This window comes from bacterium (assembly GCA_004322275.1).
Classification (GTDB): domain Bacteria; phylum Desulfobacterota; class Deferrisomatia; order Deferrisomatales; family BM512; genus SCTA01.
Genome location: SCTA01000022.1, coordinates 70,372 through 92,148, shown reverse-complemented (window position 1 = coordinate 92,148; position 21,777 = coordinate 70,372). Strand labels below are relative to the sequence as shown.

Genomic DNA, 21,777 nt, shown 5'->3' with positions numbered 1-21,777 from the left:
GACCTGTTCCTCAAGAGGGCCGTATCTTTTCGGCCACTCGGAGACGGGCGCTCCGCGCCCTGGAGTTTATTCGTATCTCCTCCTCGGAGGGTTTGATCGCCTTGCGGGTCAGAACTTTCATCACGCCGGGCTCCTTGCACCCGCAGACCGGCGATCTCTCGGGGCATATGCAGTGCGGCTCGAACTCGCGCAGGGCCTGCTTGACCATCCTGTCTTCGAGCGAGTGGTAGGAAATTATCGCCACCCGTCCACCCGGCAGAAGCAGGGAGGGAACGCTTTCGAGAAAGGAAGCCAGCCCCTCCAGCTCGCGGTTCACCGCTATGCGAAGTCCCTGAAATATCTTCGTCGCCGGATGCTTTTCGCTCCGGCGGCCGAGGGCTTTTTCGATTATCGAGGCCAACTCGGCGGTGGTCGTTATGGGGCTTTCCGCCCTGGCCGCCGCTATGGCTCTCGCCGCCCGCTTCGCGTGTCTCTCCTCGCCGTAGTCGCGGAAGATTTTTGCGAGCTCCTCCTCGGAGGATTCGTTTACAAGCTCCCGGGCGCTTAAGGCGGCGTCGGGGCCCATCCTCATGTCGAGGGGGCCGGGCCTCATGAAACTGAAGCCTCTTTCGCCTTCGTCAAGCTGCCGAGAGGAGACGCCCAGATCCAGCAGTATCCCGTTGACCCCTTCGATGCCGAGTCCCGAAAGCAATTCTTTCGCGCGCGAATGGTTCCCCTGCACCGTGGTGAATCTTGACCCGAAGCCCGAAAGGCGTTTTCTGCACTCTTCGAGCGCCTCCGGGTCGCGGTCGATGCCGATGAGCCTGCCCCCGGGCCCAAGCGCTTCGAGAATAGCTCTCGCGTGCCCCCCGCCGCCGAGAGTCCCGTCCACGTAGACGCCCTCCCTGTCGGTAATGAGGCTTTCGACCGCTTCTTTCTTCAGAACCGGCAGGTGGTAAAATTCTTCGCCGCCTTCCGGACGCCTTTCGCCTGCGCCCGGAAACGGCCTAGATTCCATGTTTTTGAGCCGCCTCGAAGGACTCCTGCGGATTTGCGAGGAAGCTATCGTAGGCGCTCTCGTAGCGTTCGGGATTCCATATCTCGAAACTGGTCATCATCCCGCAGATGAGGACGTTGCCTTCGAGCCCGGCCTTTTCTCGTAGCGTCGGCGGTACGAGGATGCGTCCGGCCTTGTCCGGAACGCACTCCTCCGCCTTGGCGAAGATGTGGCGCTGGAGTTCGCGCAGGCGGTTGTCGAAGAGAGATACCGAGTTGAACTTGGCTTCCAGCACGCGCCACTCGTCGGCGGGGAAAGCGACAAGATGTCCCTCCTGAAGCGTGACGTAAAGGGGGAGCTCGTGCCTTGACTCCAGCAGTTCCCGGTATTTGGCCGGTATGCTGAGCCTTCCCTTGCCGTCCACTGTGTGTTTGAAGGTGCCCCGGAACATCTTTTTCCCTCTACTCGCCCCCACTCAATCCCACAATATGACACTTTGCCCCACAGTTGGGGATATTACAGCCGGTTTCCGGGGGTGTCAAGCCACAGAAGGCGAAAAAATCCCACCGGCGCAAAAGAATATGAGGCGGAAAAACGGGGGCGTTAAAGGAGCGGCGAGGGCAGCCGGAGCGGTGCGTTAAAAGCGGAGAAACTGTTTTTATGGAGGAAAGGGGAGGTAAAGCCGGATCGCCCCGGTTCGTCACTCTTCTTTGGCGGTGTCGGGGGGAACTAAAGGGGAAACCCTTATGAGCACGATGCGGCGGCCGCTTATACGCTCGACGCTGAAGCGGGCCTTGTCGAAGGTGAAGGATTCGCCCTTGTTGGGTATGTGGCCCAGCCTGGTCATCATGAAACCCGCGAGGGTGGTGTCTACGTTCGTCGGGAGGCGCATTCCGAGGGTTTTGTTGACGTCGCGGATAGTTACGGTTCCCCTCACGAAGGCGTCGCCTCCGGGCAAAAAGCGGATCGCGTCGCCCTCGATGTCGTGCTCGTCGCGTATCTCGCCGACGATCTCCTCCAGCACATCCTCCAGGGTCACTATCCCCTCGAAGCTTCCGTATTCGTCCACTACCATCGCGATATGGGTGTGCTTTGACTGGAACTGGAAGAGAAGGGTTTCGAGGGTCATCGACTCGGGGACGAAAAAGGTTTCCCGCAGGACTGAATTGAGGGGCTGGGGAGCCTCCTTCGTCATGAGAGCCAGCACGTCCCTGGCGTGAACCACGCCTATTATCCTGTCGAGGCTGTCGCCGAAGACCGGCATGCGCGTAAGGCCGCTGGAGACGAACTTTTCCGCCGCCTCCAAAAGAGGGGTCGCGATGTCGAGGGCGACGACCCTTGTTCTGGGAACCATCACCTCTTTTACGCTGTGGCGCGATATCTGGAAGATTCCGTGGAGCATCATGCGCTTGGCGACCGGTATCGAGGCGTCGGATTCCTCGGCTATGAGGGTGCGGACCTCCTCCTCGGAAAGCTTTCGCCGGACCGTCATATCGACGTGGCCGCCGAAGAGCCGCAGAAAACCGTCGGAAAGCGCGGTGATGAGTATGACCACCGGCCAGAGGAGCCTGGTGATGATGGAGAGGGTTCCCGCCACGGAGAGCCCCACCTTTTCGACGTGGCGGCTGGCGAAGGTCTTCGGTGAGATCTCTCCGAAGATGAGCAGAAACAGCGTCATTCCGCCGGTGGCGATGGCGATGCCGCTGTCGCCGAAAAATTCTATGGCGAGCGCCGTGGCTATGGAGGAGGCGGCGATGTTGACTATGTTGTTGCCGACGAGGATGGTCCCGATGAGCTGTTCTTTTTTCGAGAGGAGGCGCTTGAGGGTTTTGGCCCGGGGGTCGCCTTTTTTAGCCAGAAAGCGCAGGCGCAGCCAGTCGAAGCTGAGAAGGGCCGTCTCGGCGCTCGCGAAGAAGGCGGAGACCAGGATCAGTAAGACCAGGATAATGCCCAGCGTTACCGGATCGAGGCCGGATGGGGGACTATCCATATGTTGAATGTACCGTCAGTTTGCTTCGCCCGGCGTAAGGACCTTTACCTCGAACTGTTCGATTCCCTTGGGCGGGTTCGGGATTACGGCCAGGAAGGGCGCTTTGCCCCCGGGCTCAATGTAAAGGTCGCCCTGCGGTTTTTCCAGTTCGGCGACGATGGATTTCGGGTCCATCTCTTCGAGTTTTCCGGAATCCAGAAGGTTGCCGCACCAGGTCGTCGCTGTAGCGAGGGTGGTGTTGCCTTCGCCGAGCGCGACGGCGCTGATTTTGGGGCAGCTCAGCGGCTTGGAGGAATTATTGGTGACGAAACCCGATATTATGAAGAGCGTCTTGCCGTCGGGCCTTGTGAAGTAGGCGCCGTTGGGCACGCCCAGCGTCGCGAGGCCGGCTTTTCCGGCAAAGGAGGAGGTGAACTTGGCAAAACCCGAAGGCGTTATAACCTTCAAGTAAGAAGGTTTTACAATCACAAGAGCGGCGAGCCCCAAAAGCAGCAGCAAAAGGACGTAGAAAACAGCCCCGAACCTTCTCCCCGACACGGCCCCGGCCTCCGGGGGAATTACCATCTCCTTCAGAGGGCGTATGCCGAAGACGAGGCCGCAACGGCAGCACTCAACTTTTTGCCCGCCGGGGTCGATTTTATCTTCGGGGATGTCGAAGCGAGTTTCACAATCCAGGCAAGCGACGCGCATGGCGATCCTTATAAAATTTAGAATCTTGTGAACTTTTATGTAATAATATGCTTACGGGAGCGGAAATATCAAGTGCGAGTCTCGCTTTCGTAAAAATAGGGATACCCGGAGCGATATGATCCAGGCCAAGAGCGACACCCTTCTTCACAAAGTCGAGGATAGTTCGAGCCAGATACTTGATGTTCTCACGGACATCGGAAGGGCTTTGACCTCTACTCTGGACCTGGGCGAAGTCCTCCAGCTGGTGGTTCACAGAATCGGGGTTCTGTGTCCCGCCTCCCACCGCGCCCTTCTTCTTCCGGATACCGGTTCGGACGGCCTCGTCTACCACTACGTCGCCGGTCCCGGCGCGCCCCTGCTCTCCCAGAAGAAAATCAACCTCGGCGAGGGCGTGGCCGGGTGGACGGCGATGCACGCCGAGCCCATGTTCGTAAAAAGCCTGAAAAAAGACCTGCGCTTCGGCAGCCTCATCCCCGAATCCTCGGAGCTTTACGGCTACTCCTTCCTTTGCCTGCCCCTCAAGTTCAAAAACAGGGTGATAGGCGTAATGGAGCTTGGGGACAAAAACTGCAGGCTTCTTGAAGACGAGACCACATTGATGGCCCTCAAGGCCGTCGCCAACCTCACCGCCGTAGCCATCGACGGCGCCAAAAGCTATTCGAGGATACAGCACCTCGTCATCGTCGACGAGCTGACCGGGCTCTTCAACGCGGGCTACCTGCACGATTTTCTTGATTACGAACTGGAAAGGGCCAGACGCTACAGGATGAATCTGGCGGTGGTCTTTCTGGACATGGATTTTTTCAAGAGGGTGAACGACACCTTCGGCCACCTCGTCGGCAGCAGGCTGCTCACCGAGATAGGGCAGCTCATAAAGCGAAACATACGAAAAGCGGATATGGCTGCGAGGTACGGCGGCGACGAGTTCGTGGTGGTTTTGCCGAACACCTCCATAGAAGGGGCGATGAAGGTAGCCGGGAATCTGCGGGAAATCATAAAGAATCAGGAATTTCTGACCGAGCACGGCCACTCCATGAAATTGACCGCCTCCTTCGGGGTCTCGGCCTTCCCCAGAGACGGGGATTCAAAGATACGGATACTGCAGAAGGCGGACGACGCGATGTATCGGGCAAAAGAATGTGGTCGCGATATGGTCTGCGAAGCTTGAGGACGGCTTCGGCTTTTGCCGCGGGACTTCGTCGCTACTCGGTCGCGCTCCTCGCCGTAGGCACGCTACTGTCTTCGTCGCGCTCCCTGCGGGCTCCTCGCCCGGCGAACAAAATCCAAAGCCGTATTAAAAGGCCGTTAGTCCCAACGTAGGGTGTGTTAGCCGCGAAGCGGCGTAACGCACCATTCTTATTTAAGATTATTCATTGGTGCGTTACGGCTTCGCCTAACGCACCCTACACAACTTTATGCTATTTGTGCAGATATTTTGCCGTCGATTAACTTCTTCACTCTGTGTGCAGACCGCAAATACTTCCAATCTACCTCAATGCTCTTGCCGCTTCCGGCAGTATCAATAATTACACTAGCGTAATTGAAAATCTTGCCAATAATTGTTTCCTTTATTTCGGTAGAAGTGACAAACTTGAATGGAACTGATTTTACACTGGTCGTGATTATGCCGGTTCTAGTCAATAAACCCCTATTTGTCAATGCGTACCTAGTCGATAATCTTGAAAAAACAATATAAATTGCAGGTGAAGCCAAAACTAAATATACCAATGGCATACCTCGCATTTCATCTTTACTCTGCATCGATAACAATGCTATAAAACTCAACAACATTAAACCAATCCATACATATGAAAAAATACAGCTCATAACGCTAGGTTTATCTTGGAATTCGATAATTTCATCTGATTGCAGATGCTTGGTGTCAATGTCCCACATAGAAATACCCTCCATTTAGTACGTTGGGAGCATAGCGATTCCCAGCGATTGCGAGCCGATGCGCTGGCACTGATTTAATTTGTGTGCGATTGTACAGGATTTTTTTGTCGCGCTCAATTTGTTGTTTTGGCAGTTATTATTTGGTAATTTTTGGTGCGTTACGGCTCCGCCTAACGCACCCTACGTTCTTTGTTACTCCAACCCAAAAATCGCCGCTGCGAACGCCGGGTTTGACGCGAAATGGAGGTGTATGTAGCCGCCGAGAGTCTTTCCGGTGAGATAACCTTCCCCCGCCAGCTCTTCCCCCCTCGAATTTCTTACCCTGTAGGCCCGTTCGATTGTCCCGCCCATTTCCTCGATGGTGCTGTAGTGAAATTCGTGGCCCCTCGCCTTTTTGCCGGGCACGGGCGAAAGGAGGGTTCCCTCGACCTCCCTGTAGCCGAGGCTGAAGGTGCCTTTCCCCATTTTCGCCGTCGAGGGGAAGATTCCGGCCATTTCGCTCCTTGTTCCCGAGCAGTCTTCGACCGCGCGGCAGAGGGTCATGAAGCCGCCGCATTCGGCGTAGATGGGAAGACCTCTGGCGTGCATGTCGCGGACGCGGTTAAGAAAGCCTTCGTTGCGGCTGATCTTGTCGGCGTGGAGCTCGGGGTAGCCGCCGCCGAGGTAGAGGGCCTCGGCCTCGGGGGGGACGGCGTCGCCGTCGGTGGGGGCGAAGAAGACGAGCCTGGCACCGAGTCCCTCAAGTATCTTGAGGTTTTCCTCGTAGTAAAAGCAGAAGGCCCTGTCGCGGGCGACGGCGACGGTCTTTGTCTTCGCGCTTCCGGCCGGAACAGCCTCCGGAGGGATTTGGGTTCTGGTCGCTATGAGCAGCCTGTCGAGTTCGACGCTCTCTTCGGCCATCGCGGCGAGGTTGTCGAAAAATCCGGGCAGAAGCTCCATGTCCTCGGGGGTGACGAGCCCGAGGTGGCGGTGGGGGATGGCGATCTCGTTGTGCCTGCCGAAAGCCCCCAGCGCCTGGGGCAGCCCGGCCTCTTCCAGCGCCTCGTCGAGTATCCGCCGGTGGCCCTTCGTCCCCACCCGGTTCCAGATTATCCCCGCGAAGCGAAGGTTCTTGTCGAATTCGACGAACCCCTTCACCAGCGCCGCCGCGCTTCTTGCCATCGAGCGGGCGTCGACCACCAGCACTATGGGAAGATCGAGGAGCCGGGCGAGGTCGGCGGTGGAGCCGTCGGGCCTTCTCCCGTCCACGCCGTCGAAGAGACCCATCACCCCTTCGACGACGGAAACCTCGGCCCCGGCGGATTCCCTGCGGAAGATTCTCAGGTTGGCCTCCGGCGGCAGCATCCAGGTGTCGAGGTTGTAGCTCACCGCGCCCGTGGCGTAGCGGTGGTGGGCGGTGTCGATGTAGTCGGGCCCCGCCTTGAAGGGCTGCACGAAAAGGCCCCTCGCCTTCAGGGCCGCCATTATCGAGAGGGTGACGGTGGTCTTTCCCGCGCCGGAGCGCGGGGCGGCTATGACGAAGGCGCTTTTCATGCGGATTCTTTCACCGTGACGGGCGGACGAAGCCCCTGTGCTTCGCCGAAGGATTTTTCGACGAAGTCAACGCGGGCGCGCGGCGGGCCGCGTTCGCACCACTCCAGCATCTTTTGGAGCGCATTTTCTTCACCCTCGAAGAGCCCTTCGACCTCGCCTGCGTAGCGGTTTCGCACCCACCCGGCGAGCCCCAGCTCGTTGGCCCTGTCGGCGGCGGACTGGCGGAACCAGACCCCCTGCACCCTGCCGCTGATGAGAACGCGCACCGATTTTTTCACGTCCCCTCCGATACCGAGCCGACGACCAGCTCGGGTATGCGCAGGGTCGGCTGGGCGTCGGCGACGGGCACTCCCTGCCCGTCCTTGCCGCAGGTGCCCGGCGCGAAGCCGAGATCGCTTCCGGCCATGTCGATCTCCAGAAGAACCCTCGGGCCGTTGCCCGCGAGGGTCGCGCCGCGCACCGGCTCGCCGATTTCGCCGTCCTCGATCATGAACCCCTCCGAGACCTCGAAGACGAAGTCGCCGCTGAGGGTGTTCACCTCTCCGCCTCCCATCCTCGTCACGTAAAGCCCGCTCTTCGTGGACCGGAGGATGTCGCCGGGGTCTGAGAGGCCGGGGGCGATGAAAGTGTTGGACATGCGGGGAATCGGGGGATGGGCGAAGGATTCCCGTCTGCCGTTTCCGGTAGGCGCATGGCCCTCTTTCGCGGCGCTCCGGCGGGAGTGGAGGAAGCCCCTGAGCACTCCGCGCTCCACCAGCAGGGTGGGCGAGGCGATGGTTCCCTCGTCGTCATATATATAGGAACCGCGCTTGCCCGAAAGGGTGGGGTCGTCCATGACGGTTATCAGCGGCGAGGCCACCAGCTTTCCGATCTTTCCTTCGTAGGCGGAGTAGCCCTCGCCTACGAGATCGCCTTCGAGGCCGTGGCCCACCGCCTCGTGGATCATCGTGCCCCCCGCCGAGGAGGAGAGGACCACAGGCATGGCTCCCGCCGGGGCTTTCCTCGCCCCCAGCATCCTCACGGCCCTCTTCGCCGCCGTAAGAGCGATCTCCTCGGGGTTAACGGTGTCGAAGATCTCCCAGCCGGAGCTTTGGCCCACCGCTTCGTAGCCGGTCTGGGTGACTTTCCCCCCGGTCGCGACGACGAAGACTGAAAAATATATACCCTTCTGGGATTCGATGACGATGAGGCCGTCTTCCCGCGCGAGCAGTACCTCTCTGACGAAGTCGCGGCAGGAGACCCTGACCTGTCTGACCCTCCTGTCGAAACCTCTGGCCGTTTTTTCCGCTCTGAGGCACAGTTTCGCCTTCTCCCGGAGGGACGGCTGAAAAATATTTTCGCCGGAGGAGGGATTTGCGATTACCGGCTCCCGCCACTTTATCCCCCCCGCCTTTTTCCCGCCGGAAAGTTCCCGCGAAAGCTTGAGAATGGCGGCGCTTGAGGGGTTTGAAGCGTGGGAGAAGAGAACGCGGTCCCTGAACACGGCGCGCAGACCGGCTCCGCAGGAGACGAAGGTTCCCGCCTCCTCGACCTTTCTGTCCTCGACCGTTACGTAGCCGCCCGTAGAGCTTTCCCGGAAGAGGTCCGCCAGAAGCGCCCCTCCGGCGAGATTTTTGACAGCCAGCGCGGCCGTTTCCATCGGTTCGCCGTTCACCATATCCCCCGGTCGGCTATCTCTACGGAAAACTCCTCCCCGAGGGCTTCCAGGAGTTTGTCCAGCTCTTCTTTCCTGCTCATCTCGGTGTAAATCCGAACCAGCCCCTCGCCGCCGGGAAGGGTCGTCGAGACGGCGAGGCCGTCGTAGGCGTCGAGTATGTAGCGCAGGAAGAATATCTCCTCGCGGGGAACCCTGCACAAAACCCATATCTCGGAAGGGGCTTTGGCGGTTATGTCTTTATCGGTAAGGTTCATTTCTTCCCAAATTGCAGTTTATGAGAATTCAGACCGTTAAGTACTGTTGGATTTGATTAGCACAGCTTACAAATCACTACAAGACGTACATTTTCGGAAAGGTCCTTTTTCGTCTTTGGTTTTCTTGATTCAAAAAGGTGAAATGGTATGTTATCTTGAATTGGATGAAAAAGAGCATGTTGGAAGAGTCCGCCCGAAAATGACCACGGAGAATTCGATGACCCGACTCTGTCTTCTGTTTTTCGCGCTCACGCTCCTCGCGGGGTGCGCGAACACTGAAACTGTCGCCAGGCAGGATCTGGCCGACAGAAAGATAGAAGAGCTCGGCGCCGCGTCGCAAAAGCTTTCCATGAGAATGGACGAGCTTTCACGCGAGATGGTCGATCTGAAGGAGAGGCTCTCGAAGGCCGAGAAAACCTCCAGGGCCGAGACAAAATCCGCTCCGGCCCCGGAAGCTCCCGCGCCGAAAGCCGTTGAACCCCCTCCCGCGCCCTTTTCCGTTAAGGCAGATAAGGCGGAGGAAAAGAGCCCGGTCGAGATGGAATTGCCCGCTCCCGCCCCAAGGGCGGCAGTGGAAGCTCCTAAACCGGAGGTGAAGGACGCGAAGGACGGGGCGGCGAAGGTTTCTCCCCCTCCCGCGCCGCCGGTAGCGCCTGCGCCGCCTGACGAGCCTTCCGCCCTTTACTCGACCGCCTTCGCCGGTTACCGCAACGGAAAGTACGCGAAGGCCATACTGGATTTTGAAGAATTCCTGCAGAAGTACCCCGATCACGATTACGCCGACGACGCCCAGTACTGGATCGGCGAAAGTTATTTTTCACAGGGCGAGTACGAGCAGGCGGTAGTCGAATTCGCCCGTCTTCTTGAGCGTTTCGCCAACAAGGCCAGGGCTGCCGACGCCTGTTACATGATGGGCGAGAGCTATGAGAAGCTGGGGCAGCCTGACAAGGCGGCCGCTTTTTACCGCAGGACCGTAAGCGAGTACCCCCAGAGCGAGGGCGCCCGCCGAGCCAAACTGAAGCTCAAGACTCCGTAAACCAAGGAGGTTGCCGTGAAAAACGGATGGATTCTGGCCGCTGTTTTTGCCCTTGGCGTAACTTCGCCCGCGCTGGCGGACGAACCGTATAAGGTCAACAGGGGAGATACCCTGTGGGGCATTTCGGGGAAGTTTTTCAGTTCCCCTCCCAAATGGCCCGTACTGTGGTCGAAAAATCCCCAGATCCACAACCCTCACTGGATTGAGCCGGGCGATCCGATCTACCTCGAAGGAAAAAAGCCCGAGGAAACGGCCACGGTCGAGGATATCCGCCTTCCGGTGGAAGTGCTCACGCCGCCTCCGCCTCCCGAGCCGGTAGCCCAGACCCCCGTTGAGACGCCGAAGGATCAGGAAGCCGGAAAGGATGCGGGCGAGGCCGCGAAGAACGGCGCAAAGAAACCCGCCATAAAGGGAACGAGGGATTTTGCCTCCTCCCCTGACCAGTTTTCCTTGAAGAGCGGCCGGATACTCGATTACATCAGCCCCAAAAAGGCCGAGAGGCTGGGAACGATAAGGCCGATACTTGAAAAGGACGCCTTCGTGGAAAAAGAGGAGGTGTTCGTCGACCCTGTGGCCCAGGACAAGATCGCCGCGGGCGATATGCTCGCTATAATCGACGATACCAGAGAAGTATTCCACCCCGCCGACAATCTCTCCCGCGGCTATCAGGTAAAGATGCTTGGCGCCGCCGAGGTGCTGAATGTGGAAGACGGCGTCGCCAAGGTGCGTATTATCTTCTCAAACGACGCGGTGACTCCGGGGTGCGGCGTAATGGCCCTCCGCGATTTCCCGGCCGAGATTACACCCGCTAAAGCCAGTTCCGCGATAGAAGGCGTCGTTCTCGCCGGCGAGGAGGACATAACAATGTTCGGCTCGGACGACATCATCTTCCTCGACAAGGGGACGGCGCAGGGCATTCAAAGGGGAAACCTCATAGCGATACCCTTCCAGTCCACGGGAGCCGGAGCGGAGGGTATGGTGGTTGAAACCGACAAGCCCATCGCCGTGGGGGTGGTGGTTTCCGCCGAGGAGAACTCCTCTACCGTCTACGTGATCAAGAGCCGCTACACGATAGTGGCCGGTCAGCGCTTCGCGGCGGTTTCCGATTCCCCTTGACAGAATAGAAACCCTTCTCCTATATTTCGCGTTTTCCGCGGAACACGGGGCCGCCGAATGTAAGGGTGCGCTCAGGGATCAGTGTCGCGTGCGGTTAGGGCTTAGGCGGCATGGACGTTGATTCGCCCTGTCCGGCCCGCGCAAAAGCGTTTCGGGATGAAACGGCGTCCATATCGGAAGCGGCCAGCCGCACGGGACACTAAGCATGTTTGAAAGCCTTTCAGACAAGCTTTCCTCGGTTTTCAAAACCCTAAGGGGCCGCGGGAAGTTAAATGAGGCGGACGTCGAAGCCGCCATGCGCGAAGTCCGCATGGCGCTGCTGGAAGCGGACGTCAACTATAAGGTAGTCAAGGATTTCGTCGGGAGCGTGAAAGGGCGTTCCCTCGGCCAGGAGGTCGCGAGAAGCCTGACCCCCGGCCAGACGGTTGTGAAGATCGTCCGGGAAGAGATGGTGCGGATCATGGGCGAGGGCCACGAGCCCCTCGACCTTAGGGCCGCTCCTCCCGTAGTGATAATGCTGGTGGGGCTGCAGGGCTCCGGCAAGACGACCACCGCCGGAAAGCTCGCGCTCTACATAAAGAAGCAGCTAAAGCGCGACCCGTATCTGGTCCCGGTGGACGTATACCGTCCGGCGGCCATACAGCAGTTGAAGAAGGTCGGCGCGGACCTCAGCATACCGGTCTACGATTCAAACCCCGCCGAGAACCCGGTCGCGATAGCCAAAAAGGCTTTCGAGGCGGCGAAGCAGGGCGGCTACGACACCGTCATACTGGACACCGCCGGACGCCTGCACATAGACGAAGAGCTGATGGGGGAGCTAAAGAACCTCTCCTCGGCGCTCTCCCCCCGGGAGATACTCTTCGTCGCCGACGCGATGACCGGTCAGGACGCCGTAAACGTCGCCAGGGAGTTCGACGCGGCCCTGGGCGTTACCGGCGTTGTCCTGACCAAGCTCGACGGCGACGCCAGGGGCGGCGCGGCCCTCTCGATACGGGCCGTAACCGGGAAATCGGTGAAATTCGTCGGCGTGGGAGAGAAGGCGCAGGCGCTCGAACCCTTCCACCCCGACGGCATGGCCTCGCGCATCCTCGGGATGGGCGACATGCTCTCCATCATAGAGAAGGCCGGCAGCGTCATCGAAGCCGGCGACGTCGCCGCGATGGAAGAGAAGCTCTTAAAGAACACCTTCACCCTCGTGGATTTTCGCGACCAGCTCCTCATGGTCAAGAAGATGGGGGGAATGGAGGAGGTTCTCGGAAAACTCCCCGGCATGGGGAAGGCGCTGGGAAACGTCAAGGCCGACGAAAAAGACCTGACGAAGACCATCGCGATAATAAACAGCATGACCCCCGGCGAGAGAAAGCGGCCCGACACGATAAACCCGAGCCGCAAGAGGAGAATCGCCAATGGGAGCGGAACCCGCGTCGAGGACGTGAACCGCCTTTTGAACCGCTTCCGGGAAGCCCAGAACATGATGAAGAAGATGGGCGGACTCCTGAAGGGCGGCGGAAAGATGGCGAAATTGCTGGGTAAGGGGCTGGGTAAGGGGCTGGGTAAGGGGCTGGGTAAACTCCCCTTCCCGATGAAATAGTAAGGCTATTCAAAAACTGTTGCGACCCTCGTTTTCTATGTCGCGTGCTCGCGGAGGGACTCGCCGTAGCGCTGCTACTGTCTCGCCCTTTCGCTGCGCGGCTCCTTGAAAACGGGGCTCTCACGACGTTTTTAAATAGCCTCATAAGTCGCATAAAATAAAACTCTGCCCGGCAAAGCCCGGGCCAGGTTGATGTCCAAGGGAGAATAGAAATGGCAGTAAAGATCAGGCTCGCCCGTCACGGCGCGAAGAAACGCCCCTTCTACCGTATAGTGGTAGCCCAGTCCGAGGCCCCGCGCGACGGAAGATTCCTTGAAATCGTGGGAACCTACAATCCCCTCACCGAACCGGCCACCATCCTGGTCGAAGGCGAGAGGATCAAGCACTGGATAGCGAACGGCGCCGTTCCTTCCGCTACGGTTCACAGTCTTCTGAAGAAGGCGGGTGTCTACAAAGAAGCCGCGGCCGAATAATCCGCGCGCCAGCCTTGGCGGCCCTTCCGGCGAGAAGCTGGTCGCCGCGGGAAGATTCGGCCGTCCGCACGGCGTTTTGGGCGAGGTTCGCCTCGACACGATGGGGAATCTCCCGAAGGGTCTTCACGGGTACAGCCGCTTTTTCATCGACAAGGGCGACAAGGTCGTCCCGGTGGAGATAGAAGGCTGGCGTGAGGCCGACAAGTTCCTGCTCCTTAGGGTCGCGGGGACGGGCGACAGGGACAGCGCGGCGCGCCTTACCGGCAAGACCCTCTACGTACCCAGAAGCGAGATGCCTCCTCTGGGCGAGGGTGAGTACTATTACGCTGACCTCGAGGGAATGGCCGTCGTCGACGACGAGAGCGGCCGGGAACTGGGAGAGGTCGCCGACGTGAAACCCTGGGGGGATTACGACATGCTCTTCATCCGCAGCGGCGGCCGGACCTGGCTGTTGCCGGTGTTGGGCGAATTCGTAATCGACATGGATTTGGGCGCCGGGATTATCCGGGTAAAGGTGCCCGAGGGGCTTGGGCCGTGAAGTTCACGGTCATCACCCTTTTCCCCGAGTTCTTTGAAAGTCCTCTTTCCTCCGGTCTCCTCGGAAAGGCCGTGGAGGGGGGGCTCGTAAAGGTCAGCCTCGTTGACCTTCGCCCCTACGGCGAAGGCAAACACCGCTCCACCGACGACTACCCCTTCGGGGGAGGCGCGGGGATGGTGATGATGGCGGGACCGGCGGTGCGCGCCATAGAGGATGCGAGAAAAACCGATCCCGGCGCGAAGGTTGTTCTCCTGACGCCGCAGGGGTCGCTCATGAGCCAGAAAAAGGCGCGCGAGTTCGCCTCCCAGGGCTCGGTGACCTTCCTGTGCGGCCGCTACGAGGGGTTCGACGAGAGGATACGTTCCTTCGCCGACGAGGAGCTTTCCCTCGGGGATTTCGTCCTCATGGGCGGCGAGAGCGCGGCGCTGGCGGTACTGGAGGCGGTTTCGCGCTACGTGCCCGGAGTGTTGGGGGATATGGCCTCCACCGAGGAGGAGAGCCTTTCGCAGGGGCTCCTCGAATACCCCCACTACACGAGACCGCGAGAGTTTCGGGGGATGGAGGTTCCGGAGGTTCTGCTTTCCGGCAACCATGAAAGGATTTCCCGCTGGAGAAGGCTTCAGTCGGTTCTTCGGACCGCGAAAAAGCGGCCCGATCTCCTGGCGGAGGCGAAGCTGACCGAGGTGGAGCTTGAAGCGGTGAAAAGCGCCGGAGAGGCGAAGCCCGAGTGAGGGAGAACGTTTTTCTCCTTTTAATGCACCACCCCACCGTTGACAGGGAGGGGCGGATCATCACGAGCGCGATAACCACGCTCGACATGCACGATTTCGCCAGACTGGCCCGCACCTACGGCCTCGGCGGGGTGCTTGTCCAGACGAACCTTCCCCAGCAGGTAGAGCTTATAAAGAGGCTGCTCGGCCACTGGGTAGAGGGAAAGGGCGGAGAGTTCAACGCCGACCGCAAGCACGCCCTCGAATGCATAACCTTCGCGCCCACCTTCGAGGAGGCCGTCGCGGAGGTAAAAAAGCGGTGCGGCGAGCCGCCGCTGGTAATCGCCACCAGCGCCAGAGACGTGGGAAAGCCGGTTGTCTCCTTCGCGGAAGCGAAAGAGAGGCAGGCCAAGAGCGGACGGCCGCTTATCGTGCTCTTCGGCACCGCGTCGGGTCTGGCTCCCGAGGTTTTCGAGGGTTGCGACCTCGTGCTGGAGCCGATAGGAACACCATCGGGGTACAACCACCTTTCGGTGCGCAGCGCCGCTTCGATAACGGTGGACAGGCTTTTTGGATGAAAGCGCCGAACGGCGCATGGACTTTTAATATAAAAACGGTTATATAACCGCTTCGGGTGAGAAATGGCCGCTTTTGCGGACTACAGCCGCCCAGAGGAGTTGCAGCATGAACCCGATTGAACGTATAGAACTTGGCCAGATGCGCATGGATGCGCCGAGCCTTCGCTCAGGCGACAAGGTGCGCGTTCACTACCGCATCCGTGAAGGCGAAAAGGTGCGCACCCAGATCTTCGAGGGCGTTATGATCGGCCAGAAGCGCGGAGGCGTGCGCGCCGCTATCACCGTTCGCAAGATAAGCTTCGGCGTCGGCGTGGAGCGTATTTTCCCGCTGCATAGCCCACTCATCGAGAAGGTCGAGCTTGTCAACCACAACCGCGTCCGCAGGGCCAAGCTCTTCTACCTGCGCATTCTTCGCGGCAAGGCCGCGCGCCTCAAGGAGCTTCGCAGGCCGTAAAGTCATGGCCCGGGGCCTCAAAGCACGGGACGAGGCGATACGCCGCAAGGGGTACCCCCTCCTCTGTGGAGTCGATGAGGCCGGCAGGGGGCCGCTCGCGGGGCCGGTGGTGGCCTCGGCGGTCGTGCTCGACCCCGGAAGAGTGCCCAAGGGGATAGACGATTCCAAGCGCCTCGTCAAAGAGGAGCGGGAGAGGCTCGAACCCCTCATCATGGACAGCGCCATAGCTTGGGGTATCGGCTTGGCCGGGCCCGAAGAGATAGACGCGCTGAACATTCTTCGCGCATCGTTGCTTGCAATGGAAAGGGCGATCTCCCAACTCGGGAGACCGCCCGATTTCATTTTGGTGGACGGCATTCACCGGGTAGGCTCGGACCTGCCGCAAAAGACCCTCATAAAGGGCGACTCCCTTTCCGCCTCCGTCGCGGCGGCCTCGATACTGGCCAAGGTGCACCGCGACAGGCTCATGGCGGAGGTCTACGCCCGGGAGTACCCCGGCTACGGCTTCGAGCAGCACATGGGCTACGCCACCGCCGAGCACAGGGAGGCCCTGAAAACCCTCGGCCCCTCGCCCATACATCGCAGAACCTTCAAAGGCGTCAGGGAATACCTCAGGGACACCCCCTGGCCCGTTCAGCTGGAGCTGCTGTGAAGGCGGGCGGCAAAACTTCGGGAGACAGGGGCGAGAACCTCGCCGCCGGGTTCCTCGAAAAAAACGGATTTAAAATCGTGGAGCGCAACTGGCGCTGCAAAGGAGGGGAGATAGACATAATCGCCATCGACGGGAAGACCCTTGTTTTCGTAGAGGTAAAGGCGCGGGGCGACTCCTCACTCGGCACCCCCTTCGAGGCCGTGAACTTCCGCAAGGTGGCGCGGATCGAGCACGCGGCGCGTCTCTTCCTCGCCTCAAAAAAACTCGAAGACGTCTGCATAAGGTTCGACGTTGTGGGAGTGGCGCTTGACTCGGTTCCTCCCCGGCTGGAACTCATACGGGATGCTTTTCGCCCTGCTTCCGCCTGGGGTTGAGCAACTCCCGGCGCATCCTTTCCGCCCCCGACGTCGTCATGTCCTCGCTCAAGGGCTCGCCGTAGCGCTGCTACTGCCTCGCCCTCTCGCTGCGGGATTCCTCGCCGTGAACGGAAAGCCGCGCCGGTAAATGCGCCTTGCCGCGCCGTAGCATTAGCGAAGGCGGGGCGCCGAAATAGTTTGCCGGAATGTATTCACCCCGTCCGCTACGGGATTCCTCGCCGGGAACATAAAAGCCGCGCCGGTAAATTCTTGCGTCTGCCTGCAAAAACTTTGTCTGCAGCCTTTGGATGACTTTTACTCCCGTTTTGTGTTATTAATACCGGGTTTAGTCCGTCAACTTGAATTTTTAAATTCGGGAAAGAAAAGCCAAGATGCTGACCCCACAGAGCAGAATTCCAGTTCCCATCGAAGACGAAATGAAGCGTTCCTACCTCGATTACGCGATGAGCGTAATCATCGGAAGGGCGCTGCCGGACGTGCGCGACGGCCTGAAGCCCGTCCACCGCAGGGTGCTTTTCGCGATGCACGATCTGGGGAACAGGTGGGACAAGCCCTACAAGAAATCCGCCCGCGTCGTCGGCGACGTTATAGGTAAATACCACCCCCACGGCGACACGGCGGTCTACGACACCCTCGTGCGCATGGCGCAGGATTTTTCGCTGCGCTACCCGCTGGTCGAGGGTCAGGGAAACTTCGGCTCGATAGACGGCGACGCCCCTGCGGCGATGCGTTACACCGAAGTCCGCATGGACAAGCTGGCCGGGGAGCTTCTGGCCGACCTGGAAATGGAGACGGTGGGGTTTTTGCCCAACTACGACGGCTCCCTGATGGAGCCGGAGGTCATGCCCTGCAGGTTCCCCAATCTTCTGGCGAACGGCAGTTCCGGCATCGCGGTCGGCATGTCGACCAATATCCCGCCCCACAACCTCCGCGAGCTTTGCGACGCGCTCGCCCTTCTCATACAAAATCCCGACGCTGGCATAGCCGAGATAATGCAGGTCCTGCCCGGCCCCGATTTCCCGACGGCGGGCTATATTTACGGCTCGCGGGGAATCTACGACGCCTTCACCACCGGCAAGGGCTCGGTGAAGATACGGGCCAAAGCGGTGGTCGAAAAGAACCCGCGCACCGGCAGGGAGGCGATAATCGTCAACGAGCTTCCCTACACCGTCAACAAGGCCAAGGTGGTCGAGGAGATCGCCGAACTGGTCAAGGAAAAGAAGCTGGAAGGCATCTCCGACCTTCGCGACGAATCCGACCGCGAGGGTATGCGGGTAGTCATCGAGCTGAAAAAGGGCGAGGAGAGCCGGATCATCCTGAACCAGCTCTACAAGCACACCCGCATGGAGACCACCTTCGGGGTCAACATGCTCGCCATCGTCGAGGGGCAGCCCAAAGTCCTGAACATAAAAGAGGCCCTGGTTCTCTTCATCGAGCACCGCCGGGACATAACCATAAGAAAGACCCAGTATCAGCTCCGCAAGGCCAAGGAGCGGGCCCACATTCTGGAAGGCTACACGATAGCGCTGGACAATCTCGATGAGGTGATCGCGCTGATCAGAAGGAGCGAGGGCCCCAACGAGGCACGCGACGGGCTTATCTCCCGCTTCGGCCTGAGCGAGGAGCAGGCAAAGGCGATCCTGGAGATGCGCCTCCAGAGGCTGACCGGCCTCGAAAGGGACAAGATTGTCGCCGAATACCGCGAGGTGCTTGCCCTTATCAAGGAGCTTGAGGCGATACTTGCCGACGACAAGAAGATAATGGAGATACTGGTAGCGGACTTCGCCGAGATTCGCCAGAAGTACGGCGACGAACGCCGCTCGGAGATAGTCCACGAAGTCGAGGACATCACCATCGAAGATCTTATCGCCGAAGAGGACATGGTCGTCACCATCTCCCACTCGGGGTACATAAAGAGAAACCCGACCTCCGTCTACCGTAGCCAGCTTCGCGGCGGCAAGGGAAGGCTCGGCATGGTGACGAAGGAAGAGGATTTCGTCGAACACCTCTTCGTCGCCTCCACCCATTCCCACATCCTCTTCTTTACCACCAACGGCAAGGTTTACTGGATAAAGGTCCACCAGCTGCCCCTGGCCGGAACCGCCACGAGGGGCAAGGCGATAATCAACCTCCTTCCCCTCGAAAAGGGCGAGTCGGTTTCCGCCTTCCTTCCCGTGCGCGATTTCGAGGAGGGCAAGTTCGTCTTCATGTGTACCAGAAACGGCATAGTAAAGAAGACCGACCTCATGAACTTCTCGCGGCCCCGCAAGAACATGGGAATCTACGCCATCGGTCTCGACGAGGGCGACGAGCTCATAGCTACGAGGCTTACCGACGGCCAGAGCGACATCATCATCAGCACCCGCGGAGGGCTCTCGATACGGTTCAACGAGGACGAGGTAAGGGAGACCGGAAGGACCAGCCGGGGAGTCAAGGGAATCGAGCTGATGGAGGGCGACAAGGTCGTCGCTATGGATATAGCCAGAAAGGGCACCACCCTTCTTACCCTGACCGAGTACGGCTACGGGAAGAGGACCGACATCGACGAGTACAGGGTGCAGGGGCGCGGCGGCAAGGGAATAATCACGATAAAGACCAACGAGCGCAACGGTCCCGTGGCCGGAGTGCTTTCGGTGGAAGAAGACGAACAGGTCATCCTGATTGCCCAGAGCGGAAAACTCATACGAATGAACGCCTCTGGAATATCAGTCATTGGGCGTAATACTCAGGGAGTAAAGCTCATTGAATTGGAGAGTGGAGAAACCGTTGCTTCACTTGCAAAGGTAATGGAAGAAGAGCTCGGCTGAAAACAAAATAACTTTAATACTAAATGTAGTGGCTCTTGAACTTTAAGCACTATAAGTGCGGCTTGACATTTGAATTATAATAAACTAATATTCGCGCCTAGTGATGTGTATACAAGGGCGAATTTCGCGTGGAACACTCGCTAATTCGCATGGGAGAGCCGCATGGCGCTGTTCAAGCCCAAAACGTTAGTCGGTCTCGACATCGGCAGCCACTCAGTCAAAATTGTTGAGCTAAAGCATCATAAAAAAAGTTACGAGCTCAAAAATTTCGGCATAGTCCAGCTGCCGCCGGAGGCAATTGTAGACGGTGTCATCATGGACTCCAGCATCGTCGCCGAAGCCATCCGGAATTTATACGCCAACCTCAAAATAAAGAACCGCAACGTAGCCACTTCCGTTGCCGGCCACTCCCTTATCGTCAAAAAGATACAGTTGCCGATGATGACTGAAACCGAGCTCGAAGAGCAGATTCAGTGGGAGGCCGGACAGTACATACCGTTCGAGATCGAGGACGTTAACCTCGATTTCCAGATTCTGGGGCCCTCGGCCGCCGACCCGAACAACATGGAAGTTCTCCTCGTCGCCGTCAAGAAGGACATAATTAACGACTACACGGCGGTTCTCTCCGAAGCCGGGCTCTCCGTACAGGTAATAGACGTGGACGCCTTCGCGATGGAGAACCTCTTTTCCGTCTCCTACCCCGAGCTGATGGACAGAACGGTGGTCCTCATCGACATCGGCGCCGGCATCATGAACATAAACATACTCCGCAGCGGAGTGTCGGCCTTCACCCGCGACATCACCCTCGGCGGAAGCAACTTCACCGAAGAAATACAGAAGGAACTCGGCGTCAGCTACGACGAGGCGGAGGCTCTCAAGCTCGGAGGCACTTCCGATCAGGCCTCGACCGAGGACGTAACCAGGATCCTCTCGGGAATGATCGACAACATGGTGCTGGAGATACAGCGTTCGCTGGATTTCTTCGGCGCCGCCTCCTCGGAAGAGGAAGTGTTCGGAATATTCCTCGCGGGCGGAGCCTGTAACCTGCCCGGTCTCGCCGAAGCCCTTGAGGAGCGCCAGGGGGCCCCGGTGAAGATAATCAGGGCCTTCAAGGAAATCACCTATTCCCACAGGCGCTTCGATCCAGACTATCTGGAGGCGATGGGGCCGGTTGCCGTGGTGGCCGCCGGTTTGGCGCTTCGAAGGACGGATGAACGATGATCCGCATTAACCTCCTTCCCGTCAGAGCGGAAAAGCGCAAGGAAAACCTCCGCAAGCACGTCGTATTCATAGCGGCCTATCTGGTGTGCCTGGCAGCCGTAATAATGAGCGTGCACCTCTCCCTCATGGCGAAGGAGAAAGACGCCGCCGCCAGACTCGCCAACGTAAAGGCCCAGATTATCGAGTACGAGCTTAAGATCAAAGAGGTCGAGGGCTACAAGACCAAGTTCGCCGACCTTGCCGAGAAGATCGAAATAATATCCGACCTTGAACAGAAACAGACCGGGCCCGCGCTGATCCTGAACGAGATCGCGGTAACCGTGCCCGACAAGCTCTGGATAGAAAAATTCTCGCAGGTAAGGGATAAATTCACAATGAAGGGGCTCGCCGACGAAAACCAGACGATCGCCCTTTTCATGACCGAACTGGAAAAATCCAGGAAGTTCTCCAGGGTCAGGCTGGACGTTACCAAGAGGGACGAAAAGAGCGGCATATCGCTCAAGTCCTTCAGCCTTGAAACTTACCTCGAAACCCCAAAGCCCGCTCAGGATCCGAATCAGGGCAAGAAGAAGGCGGGGTGACAGATGGCATTTACGGTTGAGACGTATCTGCGCTGGTCGTCGGGCCGCAAGGCGCTCATCTGGTTTTCGGTGGGGGTGGTGATTGTCGGCGTTTACTGGGGCACGGCTTTCAGAAAGAGCATGGGGAACCTTGGCGCCATTCAGGAAGCCTACGCAAAGGAAGACGCCAGCCTGAGAGAAAAGCAGGCCGTGGCCGCCAACCTGCCGGTAGTCAAGGAGGCCGTAAAGCAGCTCGACCTCCACCTTGAAAAGGCCCTCGAAAAACTTCCCGGCAGCGAGGAGATTCCCTCCCTTCTCAAAACCGTCAGCGATCTCGGCGTCGAGTCCGGCCTTGAGTCGGTTCTCTTCAAGCCCGGCGGCTCAAAGCCCGTCGGGCCGAAATACTTTTACGCCGAAGTGCCCTTTACGATGGAATACTCCGGGCAATACCACGATTTGGGGGTCTTTTTCGACAAGATAGCGAATCTCCCCCGCATCGTGGCCATAGACAGCTTCTACATGGATACCGATCATTACGGCACGCAGGGAGAACCCGTGCTGAAAATGAAAATTGAAGCCAGGACATTCAGATTCCTTCCTCCCGAAGAGCGCCCGAAGGATGATCCCAAGAAAACCAAGGCAGCGGCGAAAGCAGGGAAGAAGTAGAC

At 58.9% G+C, this 21,777-nt stretch carries 24 protein-coding genes; 15 read left to right on the top strand and 9 right to left on the bottom strand.

All coding sequences use genetic code 11. The features are described from left to right. Nucleotides 1-10 precede the first annotated feature (10 nt). The 4 genes from rsmH to EPN96_07345 form a co-directional block, all read right to left on the bottom strand. A complete protein-coding gene (gene rsmH / locus EPN96_07360; protein TAL16988.1) occupies nt 11-997 on the bottom strand; it encodes a 16S rRNA (cytosine(1402)-N(4))-methyltransferase RsmH in 987 nt (328 codons plus the stop codon). Then, complete coding sequence (gene mraZ, locus EPN96_07355; GenBank protein TAL16987.1) at nt 987-1,427, bottom strand: division/cell wall cluster transcriptional repressor MraZ; 441 nt, start codon at nt 1,425-1,427, stop codon at nt 987-989. The genes rsmH and mraZ overlap by 11 nt, the downstream gene beginning before the upstream one ends. Before the next feature lie 249 nt (nt 1,428-1,676). After that, nucleotides 1,677-2,966, bottom strand: coding sequence for a DUF21 domain-containing protein (locus EPN96_07350; GenBank protein ID TAL16986.1), 1,290 nt, complete (start codon nt 2,964-2,966; stop codon nt 1,677-1,679). A 15-nt stretch (nt 2,967-2,981) separates the two neighbouring features. Further along, on the bottom strand, nt 2,982-3,656 hold the full coding sequence (locus tag EPN96_07345) for a DUF3426 domain-containing protein (protein ID TAL17021.1): 675 nt from the start codon (nt 3,654-3,656) through the stop codon (nt 2,982-2,984). A 115-nt stretch (nt 3,657-3,771) separates the two neighbouring features. Between EPN96_07345 and EPN96_07340 the strand changes: the two genes are divergently transcribed. Continuing rightward, nucleotides 3,772-4,824, top strand: a complete 1,053-nt coding sequence (locus tag EPN96_07340) for a sensor domain-containing diguanylate cyclase (protein TAL16985.1) — start codon at nt 3,772-3,774, stop codon at nt 4,822-4,824. A 245-nt stretch (nt 4,825-5,069) separates the two neighbouring features. Here the strand turns inward: EPN96_07340 and EPN96_07335 are convergent, their stop codons facing one another. The 5 genes from EPN96_07335 to EPN96_07315 form a co-directional block, all read right to left on the bottom strand. After that, nucleotides 5,070-5,567, bottom strand: coding sequence for a PH domain-containing protein (locus EPN96_07335; GenBank protein ID TAL16984.1), 498 nt, complete (start codon nt 5,565-5,567; stop codon nt 5,070-5,072). 177 nt (nt 5,568-5,744) lie between these two features. Next, entirely contained in the window at nt 5,745-7,085 is a 1,341-nt protein-coding gene (locus EPN96_07330; GenBank protein ID TAL16983.1) for a cobyrinate a,c-diamide synthase, read from the bottom strand. Then, complete coding sequence (locus EPN96_07325; GenBank protein TAL16982.1) at nt 7,082-7,375, bottom strand: acylphosphatase; 294 nt, start codon at nt 7,373-7,375, stop codon at nt 7,082-7,084. Before EPN96_07325 ends, EPN96_07330 begins: the two co-directional genes overlap by 4 nt. Further along, entirely contained in the window at nt 7,360-8,742 is a 1,383-nt protein-coding gene (locus tag EPN96_07320; GenBank protein TAL16981.1) for a TldD/PmbA family protein, read from the bottom strand. The genes EPN96_07325 and EPN96_07320 overlap by 16 nt, the downstream gene beginning before the upstream one ends. Continuing rightward, a complete protein-coding gene (locus EPN96_07315; protein ID TAL16980.1) occupies nt 8,736-8,996 on the bottom strand; it encodes a DUF4911 domain-containing protein in 261 nt (86 codons plus the stop codon). Before EPN96_07315 ends, EPN96_07320 begins: the two co-directional genes overlap by 7 nt. Nucleotides 8,997-9,138: 142 nt before the next feature. Here EPN96_07315 and ybgF point away from each other — a divergent pair, with 142 nt between their 5' ends. The 14 genes from ybgF (at nt 9,139) to EPN96_07245 (ending at nt 21,775) form a co-directional block, all read left to right on the top strand. Next, complete coding sequence (gene ybgF / locus EPN96_07310; protein TAL16979.1) at nt 9,139-10,032, top strand: tol-pal system protein YbgF; 894 nt, start codon at nt 9,139-9,141, stop codon at nt 10,030-10,032. Nucleotides 10,033-10,047: 15 nt separating this feature from the next. Next, a complete protein-coding gene (locus EPN96_07305) occupies nt 10,048-11,148 on the top strand; it encodes a LysM domain-containing protein (protein ID TAL16978.1) in 1,101 nt (366 codons plus the stop codon). A 205-nt stretch (nt 11,149-11,353) separates the two neighbouring features. Further along, nucleotides 11,354-12,739, top strand: a complete 1,386-nt coding sequence (locus EPN96_07300; protein TAL16977.1) for a signal recognition particle protein — start codon at nt 11,354-11,356, stop codon at nt 12,737-12,739. 212 nt (nt 12,740-12,951) lie between these two features. Next, a complete protein-coding gene (locus tag EPN96_07295; GenBank protein TAL16976.1) occupies nt 12,952-13,212 on the top strand; it encodes a 30S ribosomal protein S16 in 261 nt (86 codons plus the stop codon). Continuing rightward, complete coding sequence (gene rimM / locus EPN96_07290) at nt 13,184-13,750, top strand: 16S rRNA processing protein RimM (GenBank protein ID TAL16975.1); 567 nt, start codon at nt 13,184-13,186, stop codon at nt 13,748-13,750. Before EPN96_07295 ends, rimM begins: the two co-directional genes overlap by 29 nt. Next, complete coding sequence (gene trmD, locus EPN96_07285) at nt 13,747-14,481, top strand: tRNA (guanosine(37)-N1)-methyltransferase TrmD (GenBank protein ID TAL16974.1); 735 nt, start codon at nt 13,747-13,749, stop codon at nt 14,479-14,481. The genes rimM and trmD overlap by 4 nt, the downstream gene beginning before the upstream one ends. Continuing rightward, nucleotides 14,478-15,038: an RNA methyltransferase gene (locus EPN96_07280; protein ID TAL16973.1), complete on the top strand. Its 561-nt coding sequence runs from the start codon at nt 14,478-14,480 to the stop codon at nt 15,036-15,038. The genes trmD and EPN96_07280 overlap by 4 nt, the downstream gene beginning before the upstream one ends. A gap of 106 nt (nt 15,039-15,144) precedes the next feature. After that, nucleotides 15,145-15,492, top strand: coding sequence for a 50S ribosomal protein L19 (locus EPN96_07275; protein TAL16972.1), 348 nt, complete (start codon nt 15,145-15,147; stop codon nt 15,490-15,492). A 4-nt stretch (nt 15,493-15,496) separates the two neighbouring features. Beyond that, nucleotides 15,497-16,144, top strand: coding sequence for a ribonuclease HII (locus EPN96_07270; protein TAL16971.1), 648 nt, complete (start codon nt 15,497-15,499; stop codon nt 16,142-16,144). Then, a complete protein-coding gene (locus EPN96_07265; protein ID TAL16970.1) occupies nt 16,141-16,518 on the top strand; it encodes a YraN family protein in 378 nt (125 codons plus the stop codon). The genes EPN96_07270 and EPN96_07265 overlap by 4 nt, the downstream gene beginning before the upstream one ends. Nucleotides 16,519-16,892: 374 nt before the next feature. Continuing rightward, nucleotides 16,893-19,328: a DNA gyrase subunit A gene (gyrA, locus tag EPN96_07260; protein ID TAL16969.1), complete on the top strand. Its 2,436-nt coding sequence runs from the start codon at nt 16,893-16,895 to the stop codon at nt 19,326-19,328. A 162-nt stretch (nt 19,329-19,490) separates the two neighbouring features. Continuing rightward, nucleotides 19,491-20,549, top strand: coding sequence for a type IV pilus assembly protein PilM (gene pilM / locus EPN96_07255; GenBank protein TAL16968.1), 1,059 nt, complete (start codon nt 19,491-19,493; stop codon nt 20,547-20,549). Further along, a complete protein-coding gene (locus EPN96_07250; protein TAL16967.1) occupies nt 20,546-21,130 on the top strand; it encodes a hypothetical protein in 585 nt (194 codons plus the stop codon). The genes pilM and EPN96_07250 overlap by 4 nt, the downstream gene beginning before the upstream one ends. A gap of 3 nt (nt 21,131-21,133) precedes the next feature. After that, nucleotides 21,134-21,775, top strand: a complete 642-nt coding sequence (locus EPN96_07245; GenBank protein ID TAL16966.1) for a hypothetical protein — start codon at nt 21,134-21,136, stop codon at nt 21,773-21,775. The last annotated feature ends 2 nt before the right edge of the window (nt 21,776-21,777 follow it).

Excerpts from the sequence above, each read along its gene's own strand:
- EPN96_07350 (TAL16986.1), bottom strand. The coding sequence starts at position 2,966 with ATGGATAGTCCCCCATCCGGCCTCGATCCGGTAACGCTGGGCATTATC.
- EPN96_07340 (TAL16985.1), top strand. The coding sequence starts at position 3,772 with ATGATCCAGGCCAAGAGCGACACCCTTCTTCACAAAGTCGAGGATAGT.
- EPN96_07335 (TAL16984.1), bottom strand. The coding sequence starts at position 5,567 with ATGGAGGGTATTTCTATGTGGGACATTGACACCAAGCATCTGCAATCA.
- EPN96_07330 (TAL16983.1), bottom strand. The coding sequence starts at position 7,085 with ATGAAAAGCGCCTTCGTCATAGCCGCCCCGCGCTCCGGCGCGGGAAAG.
- EPN96_07315 (TAL16980.1), bottom strand. The coding sequence starts at position 8,996 with ATGAACCTTACCGATAAAGACATAACCGCCAAAGCCCCTTCCGAGATA.
- pilM (TAL16968.1), top strand. The coding sequence starts at position 19,491 with ATGGCGCTGTTCAAGCCCAAAACGTTAGTCGGTCTCGACATCGGCAGC.
- EPN96_07300 (TAL16977.1), top strand. The coding sequence starts at position 11,354 with ATGTTTGAAAGCCTTTCAGACAAGCTTTCCTCGGTTTTCAAAACCCTA.
- rsmH (TAL16988.1), bottom strand. The coding sequence starts at position 997 with ATGGAATCTAGGCCGTTTCCGGGCGCAGGCGAAAGGCGTCCGGAAGGC.
- ybgF (TAL16979.1), top strand. The coding sequence starts at position 9,139 with ATGGTATGTTATCTTGAATTGGATGAAAAAGAGCATGTTGGAAGAGTC.
- EPN96_07245 (TAL16966.1), top strand. The coding sequence starts at position 21,134 with ATGGCATTTACGGTTGAGACGTATCTGCGCTGGTCGTCGGGCCGCAAG.
- EPN96_07345 (TAL17021.1), bottom strand. The coding sequence starts at position 3,656 with ATGCGCGTCGCTTGCCTGGATTGTGAAACTCGCTTCGACATCCCCGAA.
- mraZ (TAL16987.1), bottom strand. The coding sequence starts at position 1,427 with ATGTTCCGGGGCACCTTCAAACACACAGTGGACGGCAAGGGAAGGCTC.
- EPN96_07270 (TAL16971.1), top strand. The coding sequence starts at position 15,497 with ATGGCCCGGGGCCTCAAAGCACGGGACGAGGCGATACGCCGCAAGGGG.
- EPN96_07250 (TAL16967.1), top strand. The coding sequence starts at position 20,546 with ATGATCCGCATTAACCTCCTTCCCGTCAGAGCGGAAAAGCGCAAGGAA.
- gyrA (TAL16969.1), top strand. The coding sequence starts at position 16,893 with ATGCTGACCCCACAGAGCAGAATTCCAGTTCCCATCGAAGACGAAATG.
- EPN96_07320 (TAL16981.1), bottom strand. The coding sequence starts at position 8,742 with ATGGTGAACGGCGAACCGATGGAAACGGCCGCGCTGGCTGTCAAAAAT.
- EPN96_07275 (TAL16972.1), top strand. The coding sequence starts at position 15,145 with ATGAACCCGATTGAACGTATAGAACTTGGCCAGATGCGCATGGATGCG.
- EPN96_07295 (TAL16976.1), top strand. The coding sequence starts at position 12,952 with ATGGCAGTAAAGATCAGGCTCGCCCGTCACGGCGCGAAGAAACGCCCC.